Annotated in this window: 13 protein-coding genes and 3 pseudogenes; 10 read left to right on the plus strand and 6 right to left on the minus strand. The window is 64.5% G+C overall.

From position 1 onward, the window contains the following. Positions 1–73: 73 nt before the first annotated feature. The 4 genes and pseudogenes from EBE87_RS22510 to EBE87_RS22520 form a co-directional block, all read left to right on the plus strand. Positions 74–715, plus strand: a pseudogene (locus EBE87_RS22510) (IS630 family transposase); the annotation flags it as partial. 158 nt (positions 716–873) lie between these two features. Beyond that, positions 874–1,512 (plus strand): annotated as a pseudogene (locus EBE87_RS29945) (PAS domain-containing protein); the annotation flags it as partial. A 99-nt stretch (positions 1,513–1,611) separates the two neighbouring features. Further along, complete coding sequence (locus tag EBE87_RS29950; RefSeq protein WP_233553342.1) at positions 1,612–2,742, plus strand: response regulator; 1,131 nt, start codon at positions 1,612–1,614, stop codon at positions 2,740–2,742. A 62-nt stretch (positions 2,743–2,804) separates the two neighbouring features. Next, positions 2,805–3,515, plus strand: a complete 711-nt coding sequence (locus EBE87_RS22520; protein ID WP_120639734.1) for an IS6 family transposase — start codon at positions 2,805–2,807, stop codon at positions 3,513–3,515. A gap of 223 nt (positions 3,516–3,738) precedes the next feature. On the opposite strand, the gene wrbA is transcribed toward EBE87_RS22520, so the two are convergent. Together wrbA and EBE87_RS22530 are read right to left on the minus strand one after the other, a co-directional pair. After that, positions 3,739–4,371: an NAD(P)H:quinone oxidoreductase gene (wrbA, locus tag EBE87_RS22525; RefSeq protein ID WP_120639735.1), complete on the minus strand. Its 633-nt coding sequence runs from the start codon at positions 4,369–4,371 to the stop codon at positions 3,739–3,741. A gap of 223 nt (positions 4,372–4,594) precedes the next feature. Then, positions 4,595–5,803 carry an alpha-hydroxy acid oxidase gene (locus EBE87_RS22530; protein ID WP_120639736.1) on the minus strand — a complete coding sequence of 403 codons (1,209 nt, stop codon included), beginning with the start codon at positions 5,801–5,803 and terminating at the stop codon, positions 4,595–4,597. Positions 5,804–5,987: 184 nt separating this feature from the next. Here EBE87_RS22530 and EBE87_RS22535 point away from each other — a divergent pair, with 184 nt between their 5' ends. After that, positions 5,988–6,902 carry a LysR family transcriptional regulator gene (locus tag EBE87_RS22535; protein WP_120639737.1) on the plus strand — a complete coding sequence of 305 codons (915 nt, stop codon included), beginning with the start codon at positions 5,988–5,990 and terminating at the stop codon, positions 6,900–6,902. A 427-nt stretch (positions 6,903–7,329) separates the two neighbouring features. Here EBE87_RS22535 and EBE87_RS29475 read toward each other — a convergent pair whose 3' ends face one another. Then, complete coding sequence (locus EBE87_RS29475) at positions 7,330–9,108, minus strand: hybrid sensor histidine kinase/response regulator (RefSeq protein WP_199707657.1); 1,779 nt, start codon at positions 9,106–9,108, stop codon at positions 7,330–7,332. Between the two features lie 482 nt (positions 9,109–9,590). On the opposite strand from EBE87_RS29475, the gene EBE87_RS22545 reads away from it, so the two are divergent. Together EBE87_RS22545 and EBE87_RS22550 are read left to right on the plus strand one after the other, a co-directional pair. Continuing rightward, on the plus strand, positions 9,591–9,818 hold the full coding sequence (locus EBE87_RS22545) for a hypothetical protein (protein WP_120639738.1): 228 nt from the start codon (positions 9,591–9,593) through the stop codon (positions 9,816–9,818). Next, positions 9,815–10,825 carry an FkbM family methyltransferase gene (locus EBE87_RS22550; RefSeq protein ID WP_120639739.1) on the plus strand — a complete coding sequence of 337 codons (1,011 nt, stop codon included), beginning with the start codon at positions 9,815–9,817 and terminating at the stop codon, positions 10,823–10,825. The genes EBE87_RS22545 and EBE87_RS22550 overlap by 4 nt, the downstream gene beginning before the upstream one ends. A 25-nt stretch (positions 10,826–10,850) precedes the next feature. Here EBE87_RS22550 and EBE87_RS22555 read toward each other — a convergent pair. The 3 genes and pseudogenes from EBE87_RS22555 to tnpC form a co-directional block, all read right to left on the minus strand. Next, positions 10,851–11,069 (minus strand): annotated as a pseudogene (locus EBE87_RS22555) (BrnA antitoxin family protein); the annotation flags it as partial. 36 nt (positions 11,070–11,105) lie between these two features. Next, positions 11,106–11,348: a hypothetical protein gene (locus EBE87_RS22560; RefSeq protein ID WP_120639740.1), complete on the minus strand. Its 243-nt coding sequence runs from the start codon at positions 11,346–11,348 to the stop codon at positions 11,106–11,108. A 1-nt stretch (position 11,349) separates the two neighbouring features. After that, positions 11,350–12,998, minus strand: a protein-coding gene (tnpC, locus tag EBE87_RS22565) for an IS66 family transposase (protein ID WP_199707665.1) whose coding sequence is annotated in 2 segments (ribosomal slippage) — positions 11,350–11,756 and positions 11,756–12,998 — 1,650 coding nt in all. Because the reading frame shifts where the segments join, the coding sequence is not laid out codon by codon here. 144 nt (positions 12,999–13,142) lie between these two features. Between tnpC and EBE87_RS22570 the strand changes: the two genes are divergently transcribed. The 3 genes from EBE87_RS22570 to istB all read left to right on the plus strand — a co-directional run bounded on the left by EBE87_RS22570 (position 13,143) and on the right by istB (position 16,435). Next, positions 13,143–13,988 carry an IS5 family transposase gene (locus EBE87_RS22570; RefSeq protein ID WP_199707667.1) on the plus strand — a complete coding sequence of 282 codons (846 nt, stop codon included), beginning with the start codon at positions 13,143–13,145 and terminating at the stop codon, positions 13,986–13,988. 162 nt (positions 13,989–14,150) lie between these two features. Next, on the plus strand, positions 14,151–15,662 hold the full coding sequence (gene istA / locus EBE87_RS22575; protein WP_408887758.1) for an IS21 family transposase: 1,512 nt from the start codon (positions 14,151–14,153) through the stop codon (positions 15,660–15,662). 11 nt (positions 15,663–15,673) lie between these two features. Further along, the gene (istB, locus tag EBE87_RS22580; protein WP_122140125.1) at positions 15,674–16,435 is read left to right on the plus strand and encodes an IS21-like element helper ATPase IstB; all 762 of its coding nucleotides are present in this window, start codon (positions 15,674–15,676) and stop codon (positions 16,433–16,435) included. The last annotated feature ends 148 nt before the right edge of the window (positions 16,436–16,583 follow it).

Here is a 16,583-nt window from a genome sequence, read left to right on the forward strand (position 1 = left end):
TGCTTCGGGATGTGGTGCCGGCGGTCAGAGTTGGTCTTGAACGGCATGCCGGCATCCAAACTGCAGGGACAGAGACCCGACCCATAACTTCCCGGGCCTCCACCTCCAAGCCGCCAGTCCGTGCAACAAGGTCTGCGTGGATGAGAAGTCCCAGATCCAGGCACTCGACCGCACCCCGCCCCTGGTGCCGATGCGTCCCGGCCAGGCGGAGCGGCGCACGCATGACTATACCCGCCATGGCACCACTTCGCTGTTTGCGGCGCTGGACATCGCGACCGGGGCGGTGATCGGCCGCTGCGATCCGAAGCATCGCTCCACCGAGTTCCGGAAGTTCCTGGATCAGGTGGAGAAAGCCGTGCCCCCAAATCTCGACGTCCATCTCGTGATGGACAACTACGCCACCCACAAGACCAAGCCGATCCGCGACTGGCTGCTCAAGCGCCCGCGCTGGCATGTCCATTTCACGCCCACCGGCGCCTCCTGGATCAACCAGGTCGAACGCTTCTTCGCCCTGATCACCGACAAGCAGATCCGGCGCGGCGTCCATCGTTCCACCCAGGCGCTCGAGCGCGACATCCGTGCCTTCATCGAAGCCCATAACGTCGATCCCAGACCGTTCCGCTGGACCAATTCCGCCGATGACATCCTCGCTGCCATACAGCGCTTTTGCCAGGGCACCCAGCAGATCAGAGGAACTACAGAATCAGGACACTAGCGCAGGCTGGATTAAGCTGTAGAGTTATTCGCACGCTGCTCCGGTGAAAGGCCGGCCAGCTAAACTATCGCGATGGCCCAATGAATACTCCAAATCAAAAACTCCGCAAAAGCGCCTACGAGCTCCTTATCCAGGCTACGGCAGGTTCCGCCATCTATATGCTTGACCTAGATGGGCGGGTAATCAGCTGGAACCCTGGTGCCGAGCGGATCAAAGGCTATACGGCGGGCGAGATCATCGGCGAGCACTTCTCCCGGTTCTATACAGACGAAGAACGTAGATCTGCTGCTCCTGAGAGGTCGCTGAAGACCGCGGCCGAGACAGGCCAGTTTACGGCCGAAGCCTGGCAAGTTCGCAAAGATGGTAGCCGCTTCTGGGCCATGGTAGCGGTTGAACCCATTCGCCAGGATGGCGAGCTGGTGGGCTTCGCGATGATCACCCGAGACATCACGGAGCAGCGTGAAGCGCAGCTTGCAGCTCTTGAGACTGAGAGCCGCTTCCGCCTTCTCATCCAGAGTGTCACTGACTATGCCATCTTTATGCTCGACCTGGACGGCCGTGTCAGCAACTGGAACTCGGGTGCAGAGCGCATCAAGGGCTACGCCGCTTCCGAGATTGTCGGCAGCCACTTCTCTCGTTTCTACACCCCTGAAGATATCGCTGCGGGCCTGCCCGCAAAAGCATTCGATACGGCGCGCCGAGATGGACGGTTTGAAGCGGAAGGATGGCGGGCTCGGAAGGATGGCAGCCGCTTCTGGGCCAGCGTGGTCATCGATGCCATTCGCGATGGTGGCAAGCTGATTGGCTTCGCCAAGATAACCCGAGATCTGACCGAGCGGAGGGAGGTCCAGCTCCAGCTAGAACAGTCGCGTGAACAGCTGTTCCAGGCGCAGAAGATGGAGGCGGTGGGCCAGCTCACCGGCGGGCTGGCGCATGACTTCAACAACCTACTCACCGGCATCAGTGGCAACCTGGAATTGCTGAGCGCCCGGGTGGCCCAAGGCCGGGTCAAGGACCTGGACCGCTACGTCAATGCCGCCCAGGGGGCGGCGAAGCGGGCCGCGGCGCTGACGCACCGGCTGCTCGCCTTCTCCCGTCGCCAGACATTGGACCCGAAGCCCACCGATGCCAACAGGCTGGTGGCCGGGATGGAGGAATTGGTGCGTCGCACCATGGGACCCGCCATCACGGTGGAGATGGTGACGGCCGGCGGGCTCTGGCCGACGCTGGTGGACCCGCATCAGCTGGAGAACGCGTTGCTAAACCTCTGCATCAACGCGCGCGACGTCATGCCCGCCGGCGGCCGGCTGACCATCGAGACCGCCAACCGCTGGCTGGACAGCCAAGCGGCGCGGGACCAGGACCTGCCGCCCGGCCAGTATATCTCGCTCTGCGTCTCCGACACCGGCACGGGCATGACGCCGGAGGTGGCGGCCAAGGCCTTCGACCCCTTCTTCACCACCAAGCCGCTGGGCCAGGGCACCGGGCTCGGCCTGTCCATGATCTATGGCTTCGCGCGGCAGTCGGGCGGGCAGGTGCGCATCTATTCCGAGCCCGGCCAAGGCGCCAATGTATGCATTTATCTCCCCCGCCATCGCGGCGAGGCCGAGGCCGCCGAGGCACCGCCAGAGCGCTCCACCGCGCGCCGCTTCGGCCAGGGTGAGACGGTGCTGGTTGTGGATGACGAGCCAACGGTCCGTATGCTGGTGACGGAGGTGCTGGAGGAGCTGGGCTATGCCGCGTTGGAAGCCGCCGATGGCCCCGCCGGGCTGCGGCTGCTGCAATCCGATGCTCCCATCGACCTGCTGGTGAGCGATGTCGGCCTGCCCGGCGGCATGAACGGCCGCCAGATGGCCAATGCCGCGCGCGAGGTGCGGCCGGACCTGAAGGTTCTCTTCATCACCGGCTATGCCGAGAATGCGGTGGTCGGCAATGGCTACCTGGAACCCGGCATGCATGTGATGACCAAGCCCTTCGCCCTGGATGCCCTGGCCACCCGCATCAGAGACGTCATCCGCGGCGCCTGAGGCATTGCCAAGTTGAGCGGCAGTAGCCGGGGCTGGCTGGCTGGCTGGGCGAGGCTGGTGGGATGAGGCAAGACCCCGCTACCTACCCTGGATACCGCTTCCCTGCGGAGATCATCAGCCACGCCGTTTGGCTGTATCACGTGTTCAGCCTGAGCCTGCGTGATGTGGAGCTGATCCTGGCGGAGCGGGGCATCACCGTCACGCATGAGAGCATCCGGAGCTGGTGCCGGAAGTTCGGTTCGGAGTTTGCGGCCAAGCTGCGGCGACGCCGGCCGAAGCCGGGCGACACCTGGCACCTCGATGAAGTGTTTCTGCGCATCAATGGCGTGCTCCACTATCTCTGGCGAGCGGTGGACCAGCACGGCGTGGTGCTGGACATCCTCGTTCAGGATCGGCGAAACGGCAATGCGGCCAAGCGGTTCTTCAAGCGCCTCCTGGCAGGCCTCAAGTACAAGCCACGTCGGCTGGTTACAGACAGGCTGAAGAGCTATGGCGTGGCGCAGCGCGAGTTCCTGCCCGAAGCCCAACATCGGAGCTGCCGCTATCTGAATAACCGGGCGGAGAACTCGCATCGGCCGACCCGACGGCGAGAGCGGCAGATGCAACGGTTTAAGTCAGCCGGGCAGGCCCAGCGGTTCCTCTCGGCGCACAGCATGATCTACGGCCATTCCCGTCCTCGCCGGCACCTCATGACGGCCGGCAAGTACCGCCATGCTCGGAACAAGGCTTTCCGTATCTGGCGGCAGGAAATGTGCGCCCAGGCGGCATCCTGATCCTGCCGCACCCTCAGTCACGCGGCCAAACTCGCCTTCTTGTCAAACAACTTGCCAATGCCCCACGTCCGATAGAAGGGCTGTCGATCCGTGCGACGTCGCGCGACACGAGGGTGGTTGTCATGGTGGCCTCCATGGATTGTCTCTTTCAAGGTCTGGCCGGGCTGCGCTTGACCAGGATTCTGACCTGGAAGGCGTGGCTAGATGCGAGCCTAAGTGGAATTCACGCCTTCGCGGGCATGGGTGACAAAGCTTCGCGATTTGCCGACAGAACCGCCGCGTACCTGGCAATGCGCTCCCCTTGGAAGCGCGCCGCTGCGAGTTGGGCGGCAGGCATCTCACCACCTTTGGGATCCGTGAAGCTCACGCCGTAGGGATTACCGCCAGCGGCGTAGAGGGACGGGTCGGTGTAGCCGACCGGAACGATCACAGCGCCCCAGTGATAGAAGACGTTCTGCAGCGCGAGCAGCGTTGCTTCCTGGCCGCCATGGATATTGCCAGCGCCACCGAATGCCCCGGCCGCCTTGTCCTGCAACTTGCCGGTGAACCACTTGCCGCCACACAGGTCGATGAACTGCTTCAGCTGGGCCGCTGGCAGGCCGAAGCGCGTCGGCGTTCCGAGCAGGAAACCGTCCGCCCATTCCAGGTCGTCCGGCGTCGCTACGGGGACATCTTGGGTGGCTTCGACATGCGCCCGCCACAACGGGTTGCCATCGATTGCAGCTTCAGGAGCCAGTTCGGCGGCCTTGCGAACCCGGACCTCACCGCCGACCGACGCTGCACCCTCGGCAGCCGCCATGGCGATGCGGTGGGTGCCACCGGTGCTGCTGTAATAGACGATCGCGATCTTGACCAAGGTCTGTTCTCCGTTGGTGAGAGGATATTGCTGGGCAGGGCCCCAAGGTCGGCGACAGGGGCCTGCCCACCACACCTACGTAAGCCGGGGACAGTGTGCCGATTAGATCGGAGCTTCCGGACTGGGCGTTCCGGCAGAAGGCAATCAATATCCCGTCCGCTCGCCGATGCACTTAGTGACCGCTGGCTGAGCTTTTTGGGCGCGACTAAGGCTTTGCTGCGCCTCAACCATCCTGTGCGGCGATCCGGTGGTGAAGCGGCAAAACATGCTCACGCCCGAGCGACGCAACCTTATCCACGCCCAGATGCAACATCGTTTCGACGAGTTCCCGCTGGAAGTAGTCCATGAGTCCGGAGACGCCTCCGGCTCCTCCCAGGGTGAGTGCCCACCATACCGGCCGACCGACCGCGACGGCGCTGGCGCCAAGCGCGAGCGCCTTCGCCACATCCGTGCCCCGGCGTATGCCGCTGTCGAGCATGACCGGCACCGCGCCCTGCACAGCGTCCACGATCTTGGGGAGGACACTGATGGATGCGGGGGTGCCATCAAGCGCCCGGCCGCCATGGTTCGAAACCTGGATCGCCCCCGCACCGGCTCTGACCGCCTCGGCGGCGTCTTCCGGCCTCGTGAGTCCTTTTATGACGACCGGCAACCCGGTGACGCTCCGGACCATCTCCAGTTCCCGCCAGGATAGATCCGTCTTGAAAGAGGGTGCCCTGCCTTCCGGATAATTCCCGTAGGGAAGCCAGGGTCTCGGGCGCCCCATGTTCGCATATTGATCCGACGAGCCTTGGCCGATGGCGTCCACGGTAAGTACGATCGCCTTGAACCCGGCGGCACGCGCACGCTGGAGGATCTCCCTCGAGCGGCCCTCGTCCTGGTCGAGATACATCTGGAACCACTTCGGCCCGTCAGAGGCCCGGGCGATGTCCTCCATGGGGATTGTCGAAGCGCTCGAGACGGCCACCAAGCCGCCCGACTTCCCCATGCCCCGCGCAGTGGCGACCTCCCCTTCCGGATGTACGAGACCATGGCTACCCATGGGCGAGACGAAGATCGGGAAGGGCAGGCTCTCGCCGAGAAGCGTTACGGCTGTGTCGATCCTGTCTCGCACGACGCCACCCATCCGGTGCGGAGCGAAGGCGTAGTCCCCGAAGGCGCGCCGGTTCTCCCGCAAGGTCCACTGCTCGCCGTTTCCGTTGGCGATGAACACGTGGACGCCCTCGGGCAGCTTCCGCTTTGCCTCCTCCTCCAGAAGGTCGACGTTGATGACCGCGAGATCCTTGTCGATGCCCTTCCGGATGATCGTTACCGATGGACGGCTGGCTTCTTCCCGCACCTGGGCGCGGGCCGACCCCGCTGTCGACAACGCCACTGCAGATGCCAGACCAGCACCAGCGATCTGAAAAACGTTTCTGCGTGAAGAGATCATGTCCCGACGGCCTCTAGATGTAAGTGGGGAAGATGAGATGACGTGCTTGGCCACCCCGGCCGGGCAACCAACATTGGCTTCACTTCTCAATCTAGGCTGTGGATAGTTGGGCGATTAGGACGCCATTTCTGGACACGGCGTTTCCGTACGGAGACAATCAACGCGCACAACGCAGCTCCGAGCGATGAACGACCTAAACGACCTGTATTATTTTCATGCTGTGGCGACCCATCAGGGCTTCTCCGCCGCGTCCCGGCACATCGGTGTTCCTAAAGCAACGCTCAGCAAGGGTGTTGCAAGATTGGAGGAGCGCCTGCAGGTGCGCCTGCTCGAGAGAACTACCCGGAGCCTGCGCACCACCGAGGTCGGTCGCGCGTTTCTTGAGCACTGCCAGACGATGCTCGCGGGAGTGGAGGCCGCCGAGGCAGTCGCGGCGCAGGCCCAGGCGGAGCCGAACGGCATCGTTCGCATGAGTTGCCCGCAGGGGCTTATCCAGAACTTGGTCGCTGACATCCTGCCGACCTTCATGCGGGCCTACCCGCGGGTGCGGGTGCAAATGAAGGTGCTAAACCGGCGCGCTGACCTGATCGAGGACGGGGTCGACATTGCACTCAGGGCCCGAACGCTGCTTGAGGGTGACGCGTCGCAGATCGTGCGGCCCCTCGGACGGACCCATCTGGTGTTTGCAATAAGTCCGCTGCTGCGGGACAGGCTTGGCGCTGAACTCAGTATCGAGCATCTCACCGAACTGCCGACACTGTCGATGACAGAGGATGCCGACGAAGACACCTGGAATGTGGCGGGCCCGGCAGATGAGGCGCGCACGATCCGCCACCGGCCGCGGCTGCAATGCAGCAACTTCGACCTGCTGCTGGCGGCGGCGACCGACGGCCTCGGTGTGGCACTGCTCCCCGAGCACATCTGCCGGTCCGCCTTCGTCTCAGGAGAACTCGTGCACGTCCTGCCGGACTGGCATACGACGCATGGAACCATCTATGCCGTGTTCGCGAGCCGGAAGGGACTCGTCCCCGCGGTACGGGCCCTGATCGACCATCTTGCGGTGGAGGTGGCGCGAAGGGCGTCACCCCTCTCCCCATAGAGATCCTTTCCAGATTTCCAGGATTGCAGAGTGCTGGCCGAGGATGGGCAATCATTTTGACCGTTGTCATGAATGACCGTCGTGGTGGACAGCAGGCAGAGACAGGACGGTCTCCGAGGGGGGGGGTGTACGCTTATCTCGGCCATCCCCGAGGTGCAGTCCGCACCCCGAAAGCGGATAATATCTTTTATCCTGTTGATTGCCACTGAGAGCCGGGATCTCCCGCACTTTCCGTGCTGCGCCTAGGGCAAACTTATCTGCAAGTGCTTGGAGCTGCTCGGAAACCCCATACTCAATCCGCATCAACCGCTCAACTTTCGGGAATGGCCACCATTTGCCGAATTCCCGTCCGCAATCAGTGGTTTGCGCTGCCTTTTCCGGATCTGCGAACACGGAAAGTGCGGGAGATCCAGTATTCACCCTGCGCCTACAGCGCTGCGCGCGCTTCACTCGGACCGCCGTCTGGCTGCAGCACAATAGCCGGTCTTGCTTCGGCGCGTGGCAACCACAGTTCGGCAGTCGTGCCTTCGGCCTTGTGGCTGTGGAGGACAAGCCGGCCACCAGTCTGCGCAGCGAGCCCGTACACCATGGAAAGGCCGAGCCCGGTTCCCTTTCCAACCCCCTTGGTCGTGAAGAACGGGTCCAGGCAACGGGCGAGTGTCGCCTCATCCATGCCCTCCCCATTGTCTATGACAGACAGCACCACGTAGTCTCCCGGCGGCAGGTCGCTGACCTGCCGGACACTAACCTGCTCCTCGCGGCCGGAGATCGTCAGTTGGCCGCCTTCCGGCATCGCATCCCGTGCGTTCACGACCAGGTTCAGGAGTGCCAATTCCAACTGGTTGGCATCAACGTAGGCTGGCGCCAGGGCGAGTGGAAAGCGGGTCTCAACTTGCACAACCGGGCCCGATGAACTGCGCAACAGATCTGCCATACCCCGCACCAACTCTGGGATGTCCACCACGCCCGGCTTGAGCGCTTGACCGCGGCTGAAGGCTAGCAGACGTTGGGTGAGCGACGCCCCACGTTCTGCGCCCTGCACCGCATTGTCCACCAGTCGCAGGGCACGTTCATCGCCTGCTGGAACGCGCTTACGCAGCAGCGACAGGCTGGCGAGTATGACAGTGAGGAGGTTGTTGAAGTCGTGCGCGATCCCGCCTGTCAGCTGACCCACGGCCTCCATCTTCTGCGCCTGGCGCACGCGTTGCTCGGCCGCCTCACGCTGCGCTGTTTCGCGTTGGAGCTCATTCATGGTCGCAGTCAGGCGCGTCATCGCCATCGCTGTTGACTTGACGCCGCGAAGTGCCATCCAAGACATCAGCAACAACATGAGCGATGCCACGCCTGCAACAGCGCCGAACGAGATCAGATTGGCGTACCAGCGATTCAGCAGTGCCGCCATGTCCGCGCTGAAGACCACATAAAGCGGGTACGTTCCCACTGCACGATAGGCATAGGCCTGTTCTTTTCCTCCCTCGCCCGCATCGCTGACGAAGAAGCCACCTTGCGGCGCTTGCTCGATCCGACGCTTGAAACGATCTCTCGTTGGTAAGGGGACATTGATATCATGCGGGGATGTGCGCGCGATAACGAGGCCATCGGCCCGCAGCAAAGTTGCTATTTGGCCAGGTTCAAGGATTGTGGTTGCATAGTATTGTGTAAAATAGTCCGGGCTGAGGGCGATATGGATGATGCCATCGAAGTGTCCGTCGGACGTTGAGCGACGCCGGCTGACAGCAAAGCTGGCGATCTGCGTGGCCTTGCCGCGGAACGGCGCGCTGATATAGGTGCCGACGTCGCGCTCGCGCTGAGCCTGGAAGAAATCACGGCCCTCGATGGTTACTCTTGGATCCCAGTTCTGACTGCCTGCGCGTACCACACCCTGAGCATCTGCGACCCAGATCGAGACGACCTGCTCCAGCGGAGCCTTGAGCTGGGCCAGGAACGCGCTGGTTTCTGGTGCGGAGATTTCATCCCAGCTTAGGTGGTGGATACGGTCGTCCAAGCGCCCAAGCGCGAGTTCCCCTGTCTCGAAGACCTTTTGGGCATGCTCATCCATCACCGCTGTCGTGCGAATGATGGCGTCTTGTCCCTCGCGGAGGGTTTCTGCCCGATTATGGAGCGCCGCTGCAGTGAAGAGGCCAGCCGGCACGATCAGAGAAGCGGCAATCAACAGCTTGTGCAGGCGAAGCGTAAGTTTGGGCATAAAGATCCAGGCAGCCGCTTCAGGAGCGGTGGCGAGCGGGCAACGAAATGCTGCGCTTCCTACCATAGGCATGAGTCACAACGGTACTTATTAGCTGGAATGGCCAGGCCTCTCGGAGCGCCTCCCCTGCTCGCTCGCCCAACACGATAAGGGGGATTATCGACCGCTCGTCAGCAAAGGCGTCCGCCTCAAAGAGGCCGCAACGGTGAAAGGCCGTAGCTGACAGCCCTCCGCCTCTCATCACACGAGCGTTACATGAACAGTGTGATCAGAGATTGACGAACGCAGACTCAAAAATGGACATTAAAGGAAAGAAATTTTGTGGCCATGTCGGGGCGGCAGCCTGCCGAGCCCTGGTCGGGAGAGGGATGTACAGGTGGATCTCAGCGTCCTACGCCCTGCTCTCAATGCAGCGCCCGATGCGATCTGCTCCTGCGCGCAGGCGGGTCGCGGACAGGCTAAGCTATTATGAGGGCTTCCTGATGATGGCGAAGCTCTCGGTGTTCGCGCCGCTGCATTACCTGCCGCAGCCTGTTTATGGCTGGCGGCGTGGTATGGGCGACCTCACCACCTCCCGCGCAGCAGGCGGGGCATTCGGTGCGGATAGTCAGCATGGCGGCCACGGACTCGCTGCTGCGCGGGCCACGGCGATGGAAAGCGGCGACTGCTATAGCGGCGCCGAGCGTTTTCATGTGGGAGCCGCCGCATGATCCCCACCACGATGCGTGAGACCGCGTTGCGTGCCGCCTGCGCTGGGCTGCGGATGTATTTCCAGCATGCACCTTTCGCCTTCGGGAAGCAGCGACTCTGGGACCAGGTGGTGCAGCGCTACATCGCTTGGCGGCGGCTGGAGATCGAGGCACGCACACGCTTCGGCGCCCGCTTCGCCGGCAGCTTTCCCGATGCGGTCCATAGCTACGCCTATTTCTTCGGAGTCTGGGAACCCGCCGTCACCGCCTTCTACCACCAAGCCCTACGGCCGGGCGACGTGGTGGTGGATATCGGCGCCAATGTCGGCATGCATGCGCTGCTCGCTGCCCATCTCGTCGGTCCGGACGGCCAGGTGCATGCCATCGAAGCCTCGTCCTGGATTCATGAGCGCCTGCGCCAGAACCTGCGGACCAATGGCATCTACAACGTTGCCACCTACAACATGGCGGTGACGGAAGTACCAGGCATGGTGCCGGTCTTCGTGCACGACGACACCAACCTGGGTGGCACTACCATCGTGGCGGCCGAGGCCTCCAAGACGCAGCGGCAGGAACTCGTGGAAGGCCGCTCCCTGGGCGATATCCTGCCCGTCGAGGTGCTACGCGCCGCCCGGCTGATCAAGATCGACGTCGAGGGTGCCGAGATCATGGTGGTGAAGGGCATGCGCGGTCTGCTGCCGCTGCTGCGGCAGGACGTGGAGATCCTGGTGGAGGTGAAGACGGCCGCCCTGGCGGCCCTGGGCAGTTCCCTGCAGGAATTCCTCAACATCTTCGCCGAGGCCGGCTTCAAGCCATTCGAGATCGCAAATGCCTATGACGGCGCCTTCTATATCGACCGGAAGCACCAAGCCGCGCCAGCGCCACTGCAAAGGTATGACTTCGAGATGGCGGACCTGCTCTTTCGCCGCGTGGCCGGCCATTGTCCTGATCGCAAGATCCCTACGATCTCAAGCCCGGAAGGCCGCGTAGGAGGACGGCGACTGTCCTTCTCAGCATCGTCAGCCTGAGGCAGTTTCGAGTGATAAGTGTTCCTCAGCAAAGCTTTCCCAACACCGCCTTCCGCAGCGTGTCATTGACGCGGCTCTGCCAGCCTGGCCCACTGTCGCGCAAAGCCCGCACCAAGTCTGCGTCTAACCGCAGCGACACCGCCTCCTTCACGGCGGTCTTCTGTCGCCCGCGGCGCCGCACCAATGAGGCTACTACGCGCTCCCCCAACACCTCGGCGGCTGGCCGCGCTCGGGCGAAGTCCTCTTCCGTGTATGCATCCGGTGAGCACCGCGGTCCTGCCTATTTGGTATCGCAGGGCTGAGGAGGGGCTTTCCCCGCTACCCGTTCATCCTTGATGATCTGTTTCAGGTTATCGATGCCGTCCTGGGTGAATGCGGTCACGCCATCCTCGCCGACGCCGTAGACGTGCAGGCAGCCGTCTTCGGGGAACATGTCGATGGAAAGGTCGTGCAGCCAGTCTTCGTCTTCACCGAGCAAGGCGGCGACATGGCTGATCGTGAATACGGCCGAGATGGCAGCCACCTCAGGCTGCCTGGTCGCGCCGCGCCTGGCGGGCCTGCCAGTTCCAGGGCAGCAGCTCGTCGAGCTTGCTGGCCGGGTGCTCTGCGATTCGGTCCAGCACATCGGCCAGCCAGGCCTGGGGGTCGACATCGTTCAGCTTGGCGGTGATGATCAGCGAGTACATCGCCGCGGCACGCTGTCCCCCGCGGTCCGAACCTGCGAACAGCCATGACTTTCTGCCCAGGGCGATACCGCGCAGGGCGCGCTCGGCCGCGTTGTTCGACAGGCATATCCGGCCGTCGTCGAGAAAGCGGGTGAATGCCACCCAGCGCTTGAGCATGTAGTCCATGGCGCGCGCCAGGTCGTTCGTGCGTGACAGCCTCGCACGCAGTTCGCGCATCCAGAGCTCGAGATCGGCCGCCAGGGGGCGCTCAACGTCTGTCTTACGGCACGGCGCCGCTCGGCACTCTCGCCGTTGATGTCACGCTCGATATCGAACAGGGCGTCGATCCGCCGAACCGCCTCCAACGCGATGGGCGAGATCACCCCGGGCGACTTGCCCTCGGCAACACGCCAGGCGTTCTGCGCCAGATCCGCCAGCGCAAAGAACGGCCGCCGTGCATGCACCCAGCAGGCCGCCTCCAGGATCGGTCCCGGCTGGCGATTGGCCTCGTAGAGCTTGCCATAACCGCTATAGGCGTCGGCCTGAAACAGCCCGGCATAGTTGGCCAGATGCGCCTGCGGATGCGTGCCGCCGCGATCGCGCGAGTAGTAGAACATGGCCGCCGGCGCCGCCGTGCCGCCAAATGGCCGATCGTCGCGCACATAGACCCAACATCGCCCCGTGTCGGTCTTGCCGCTGGCCAGCACCGGCACGGTCGTATCGTCGCCGTGCAGACGCCCGGCGGCCAGGACATGCGCCTCGAGACGCTGCGACAGGGGCGACAGCATCGCGCAGCAGGCCCCCACCCGGTCGGCCAGGGTCGAGAGGCTGAGCGGTACGCTCTCCCTGGCGTAGCGCTCGGCCTGGCGGTTCAGTGGCTGGTGCTGGCCGAACTTCTCGAACAGCACCATCGCCAGCAGGTTGGGGCCGGCCCAGCCGCGCGCAATCACATGGAACGGCGCCGGCGCCTGGCTCACCTTCTCGCAGGCCCGGCAGGAGAACTTCTCCCGCACGTGCTGGATGACCTTCCAGCTGCGCGGGATCACCTCCAAGGTCTCGGCGATATCCTCGCCCAGTTTGTGCAGCCGTGCGCTACCGCAGCACAGGCAGGTGGTGGGCGCGGGCTCGACCACGCGCTCGCGCGGCAGATGGGCGGGAAACGGCTGGCGTGCCGGGCGCCTGCGGGTGAAGGGTGCAACATCCGTGGTCCGCGCGGTCGCTTGCTCGGCAGCCATCTCGTCCGCGGTCGCGGAGCTCTCCAGTTCATCGAACCTCAGGGCCAACTGATCGAGCAGCCGCGCGCTGCGCTCCGACCGCTGGCCATAGAGTTGATGCCGCAGCTTGGCGATCTGCAGCTGCTGGTGTGCGATCATGGCCTGGTCATCGGATGCCCGGGCAGTGGCAATCGCCAGATCCGCCTCAACCTGCAGGGCGTGCGCCGTCGCTGACAGCAGCGCCGCCTTTAGCGCATCGATATCGTCCGGCAGGGCATCGGAGGGTCTGACCACGGCGAGGATGGAATCACAAAATCCCACCGCTTGCCTCTGAAAACTGCGCCGCCAACCGGCTGTGTTGCATGGATCGGCCTACCGATCCGTGTGGGCTAGGGTCCTGGGGGGCGACAGCCCAGCGTCGTCCCGGGAGAGTTCAGCTTGCCATTCAAGGCCAACACAGACCGCCGGCACCACATTCCGAAGCAGCGGTTCCGAGCGACGAACTGGGCAGAGTACGATGCGGCTCTCCGCGGGCGCGGCAGCCTGACGGTGTGGTTCACGGATGCAGCAATCGTGGCCTGGAAGGCCGAGCCCCGGATCACGCGGGGCGGCCAGCCACGCTATTCGGAGCTGGCCATCACCATATCCCTGACGCTTCGGGCCGTGTTCCGCTTGGCTTTGCGCCAGACGGAAGGCCTGATCGGCTCCATCATCGCCCTGCTTGGTCTCGACCTGGCCGTGCCAGACCACAGCACCCTCAGCCGCCGTGCAGAGACGTTGGAGGTGCAGCAGCTTCGGTCTGGCACCCGCCCCGTGCACCTGCTGGTGGACAGCACAGGGCTGCGGCTCTGTGGACCGGGCGAGTGGCTGGCCGAAAAGCACGGGAGCAGGGCACGCCGGTCATGGCGCAAGCTGCACATTGGTGTGGACACCGACAGCGGACGGATCGTCACGGCCAAATTGACAGCGCACGACGTCGATGACGCCTCACAGGTTGGCCCCTTGCTCGATCAGGTCGCGGCCCCGATCGCCTCGTTCACCGCCGATGGCGCCTACGACGAGGACGGCGTCTACCGTGCGGTGGCGGCGCGGCACCCCGATGCTGCCGTGATCGTCCCACCACGATCCAGTGCCGTGCTGAGCGAGACAGCCGAAACAGCGCCAACTCAACGTGACCAGCACCTCCGGATCATCGCGGAGCGCGGACGCATGGGTTGGCAGAAGGCTTCAGGGTACAACACACGCTGCGTAATCCGGTGGATCGTGATCAGCGATTCCGTTTGATCGTGATCAGTGGATCCGGTGGATGCTGATCAGCGATTCCGGTGATCATGATCACTGGAATTGGGGTGGGATGGAGGAGTGACGCGGCCGGCAAGTCTCAACCAACGGTAGTTTCGTCCCGGTGCTGAGCAGGGGGACGGGATGCCAGGCGAGAGGGTGCCGATGCGCAAGATCCGGGATGTTCTACGGCTTGGCTGGGGTCAGGGTCTGTCCCAGCGGATGATGGCTCGCAGCCTCGGGCTGAGCCAGGGAGTGGTGCACGCCTATCTGAGGCGGGCCCGCAGCGCTGGGCTGACCTGGCCACTGCCAGAGGGGCTGAGCGATGCGGGGCTGGAGGCGCTGCTGTTTCCACCGGCCAGCGGCGCCGCGGCCGAGGAGCGGCCGCAGCCCGACTGGGCCTGGGTGCACCGGGAACTGCGGCGTCCAAACGTGACGCTGTCGCTCCTGTGGGAGGAATACCGGGCGGGAGCGCCGGATGGGTTTGGTTATTCCTGGTTCTGCGACCTCTACCGGTCCTGGGCGGGCCGGCTGAAACCGACGCTGCGGCAGGTCCACCCGGCCGGGGAGCGGATCTTCGTCGACTTCGCCGGCAGCACCATGCCGGTGCTGGAGGGGGTGAGCGGGGAGGCACGGCGGGCGGAGATCTTCGTCGCCGTGCTGGGGGCGTCGAGCTACACCTTCGCCTGCGCCGTCTGGAGCCAGGCGCTGCCGGACTGGATTGACTGCCATGTGCGGGCTTTCGCGCATTTCGGGGGTGTGGCGCGGCAATTGGTCAGCGACAATCTGCGCGCCGGGATCAGCCGGGCCTGCTTCCATGAGCCGGCGGTGAACCGGACCTATGCGGAGATGGCGGCGCATTACGGCACGGCCGTGCTGCCGGCGCGGCCCTACAAGCCACGCGACAAGGCCAAGGCCGAAGTTGGTGTGCAGGTGGTGCAGCGATGGATCCTGGCGCGGCTGCGGAACCAGAAGTTTTTCTCCCTGGCCGAGCTCGATGCGGCGATCCAGGCCCTGGTGGCGCAGCTCAACGAGCGGCCGATGCGCGCCCTGGGCACGACCCGGCGAGCGCTGTTCGAGGCCCTTGACCGGCCGGCCCTCTGCCCCTTGCCGGAGTCCGCCTATGAGTATGCGGCCTGGAAACGCTGCCGAGTGGGGCTCGACTACCATGTGGAGGTCGAGCGGCACTTCTACTCGGTGCCGCACGCCCTGGTGCGCCAGGAGGTGGAGGCGCGGATCACCACCGCGACGGTGGAGATCTTTCACCGTGGCCAGCGCGTGGCCAGCCATCTCCGCAGTCTCCGCCGCCATCAGCCCCGCAACCTGGCCGAGCACATGCCCAGCTCCCATCGCCGCTACCGGGAGTGGAGCCTCGAGCGCATTCATCGTGAGGCAGGCACCATCGGGCACGACACGGCGGCGCTGGTGGAGATCATCCTGCGCTCCAGGCCGCATCCGGAGCAGGGGTTCCGCTCCTGCATCGGTATTCTCGGCCTGGTGAAACGCCACGGCGCCGAGCGGGTCGATGCCGCTTGCGCCCGGGCGCTCGCCTTGGGGACGCGCTCCTACAGCTCGGTCGCCGCCATCCTCAACAACCGCCAGGAGCAGCGGACCATGCCGGACGAGCCGGCCATGCTGCTGCACGAGAATATCCGCGGCCCCGGCTATTACCATTGAAAGGCGATCCGATGCTGATCCATCCCACGGCCGAGCGCCTGCGCGGGCTCGGCCTGAACGCCATGGCCCAGGCTTTTACCGAACTCCTCGGCGTCTCCGAGGCGGCGGCGCTTTCCCGCGAGGACTGGCTGGGCCTGCTGGTCGATCGCGAGGCAACCAGCCGGGAGAACAGCCGCCTTGCCCGCAGGCTGCGTGAGGCCCGGCTGCGCCAGGCGGCGGTGATCGAGGACACGGATTTCCGCACCCCGCGCGGCCTGGATCGGGCGATGTTCCTCCGCCTGGCCGGTTGCGGCTGGATCCGCGAGCACAGCCATGTGGTGATCACCGGTCCAACCGGGGTCGGCAAGTCGTGGCTGGCCTGCGCGCTCGGCCACAAGGCCTGCCGGGAGGGCTACTCCGTCCTCTACAAGCGGGCGCCGCGGCTGTTCGCCGATCTGGCAACCGCCCGGGGCGAGGGACGGCTGCCCAGGATGATGGCGGCGATCGAGCGCACCCGCCTGCTCATCATCGATGACTGGGGCCCGGAACCGCTCAGTGCCGAGCAGCGCCGGGACCTGCTCGAGATCGTCGACGACCGCTACGACCGCGGCTCCCTGCTGATCACCAGCCAGGTGCCCGCGAACCGCTGGCACGACCTCGTGGGCGATCTGACCCTCGGAGATGCCATCGTCGACCGCATCATCCACCGTGCCCACCGCATCGAACTCAAGGGCGCCAGCTTGCGTCAGCGCCAAGCCGGCAATGATGCCTTGACCGACAAAGCTGGCGAGTGAGATCTACAACCGCCGGCCGTACCGCTCCCGGCCCCATCCCCTGCCACGCCCAACGCGCGGCAGGTGATCATGATCACCGGATTACGTGATCACCTTCGGCTGGAACAGCCGATCATGATCGCCGGAATACGCACACACGCGCCTTGGT

This window comes from Teichococcus wenyumeiae, assembly GCF_003696345.1.
Lineage (GTDB): Bacteria > Pseudomonadota > Alphaproteobacteria > Acetobacterales > Acetobacteraceae > Pseudoroseomonas > Pseudoroseomonas wenyumeiae.

Excerpts from the sequence above, each read along its gene's own strand:
- EBE87_RS29950 (WP_233553342.1), top strand. The coding sequence starts at position 1,612 with ATGGAGGCGGTGGGCCAGCTCACCGGCGGGCTGGCGCATGACTTCAAC.
- EBE87_RS22520 (WP_120639734.1), top strand. The coding sequence starts at position 2,805 with ATGAGGCAAGACCCCGCTACCTACCCTGGATACCGCTTCCCTGCGGAG.
- EBE87_RS22530 (WP_120639736.1), bottom strand. The coding sequence starts at position 5,803 with ATGATCTCTTCACGCAGAAACGTTTTTCAGATCGCTGGTGCTGGTCTG.
- EBE87_RS22535 (WP_120639737.1), top strand. The coding sequence starts at position 5,988 with ATGAACGACCTAAACGACCTGTATTATTTTCATGCTGTGGCGACCCAT.
- EBE87_RS29475 (WP_199707657.1), bottom strand. The coding sequence starts at position 9,108 with ATGCCCAAACTTACGCTTCGCCTGCACAAGCTGTTGATTGCCGCTTCT.
- EBE87_RS22545 (WP_120639738.1), top strand. The coding sequence starts at position 9,591 with ATGATGGCGAAGCTCTCGGTGTTCGCGCCGCTGCATTACCTGCCGCAG.
- EBE87_RS22550 (WP_120639739.1), top strand. The coding sequence starts at position 9,815 with ATGATCCCCACCACGATGCGTGAGACCGCGTTGCGTGCCGCCTGCGCT.
- istA (WP_408887758.1), top strand. The coding sequence starts at position 14,151 with ATGCGCAAGATCCGGGATGTTCTACGGCTTGGCTGGGGTCAGGGTCTG.
- istB (WP_122140125.1), top strand. The coding sequence starts at position 15,674 with ATGCTGATCCATCCCACGGCCGAGCGCCTGCGCGGGCTCGGCCTGAAC.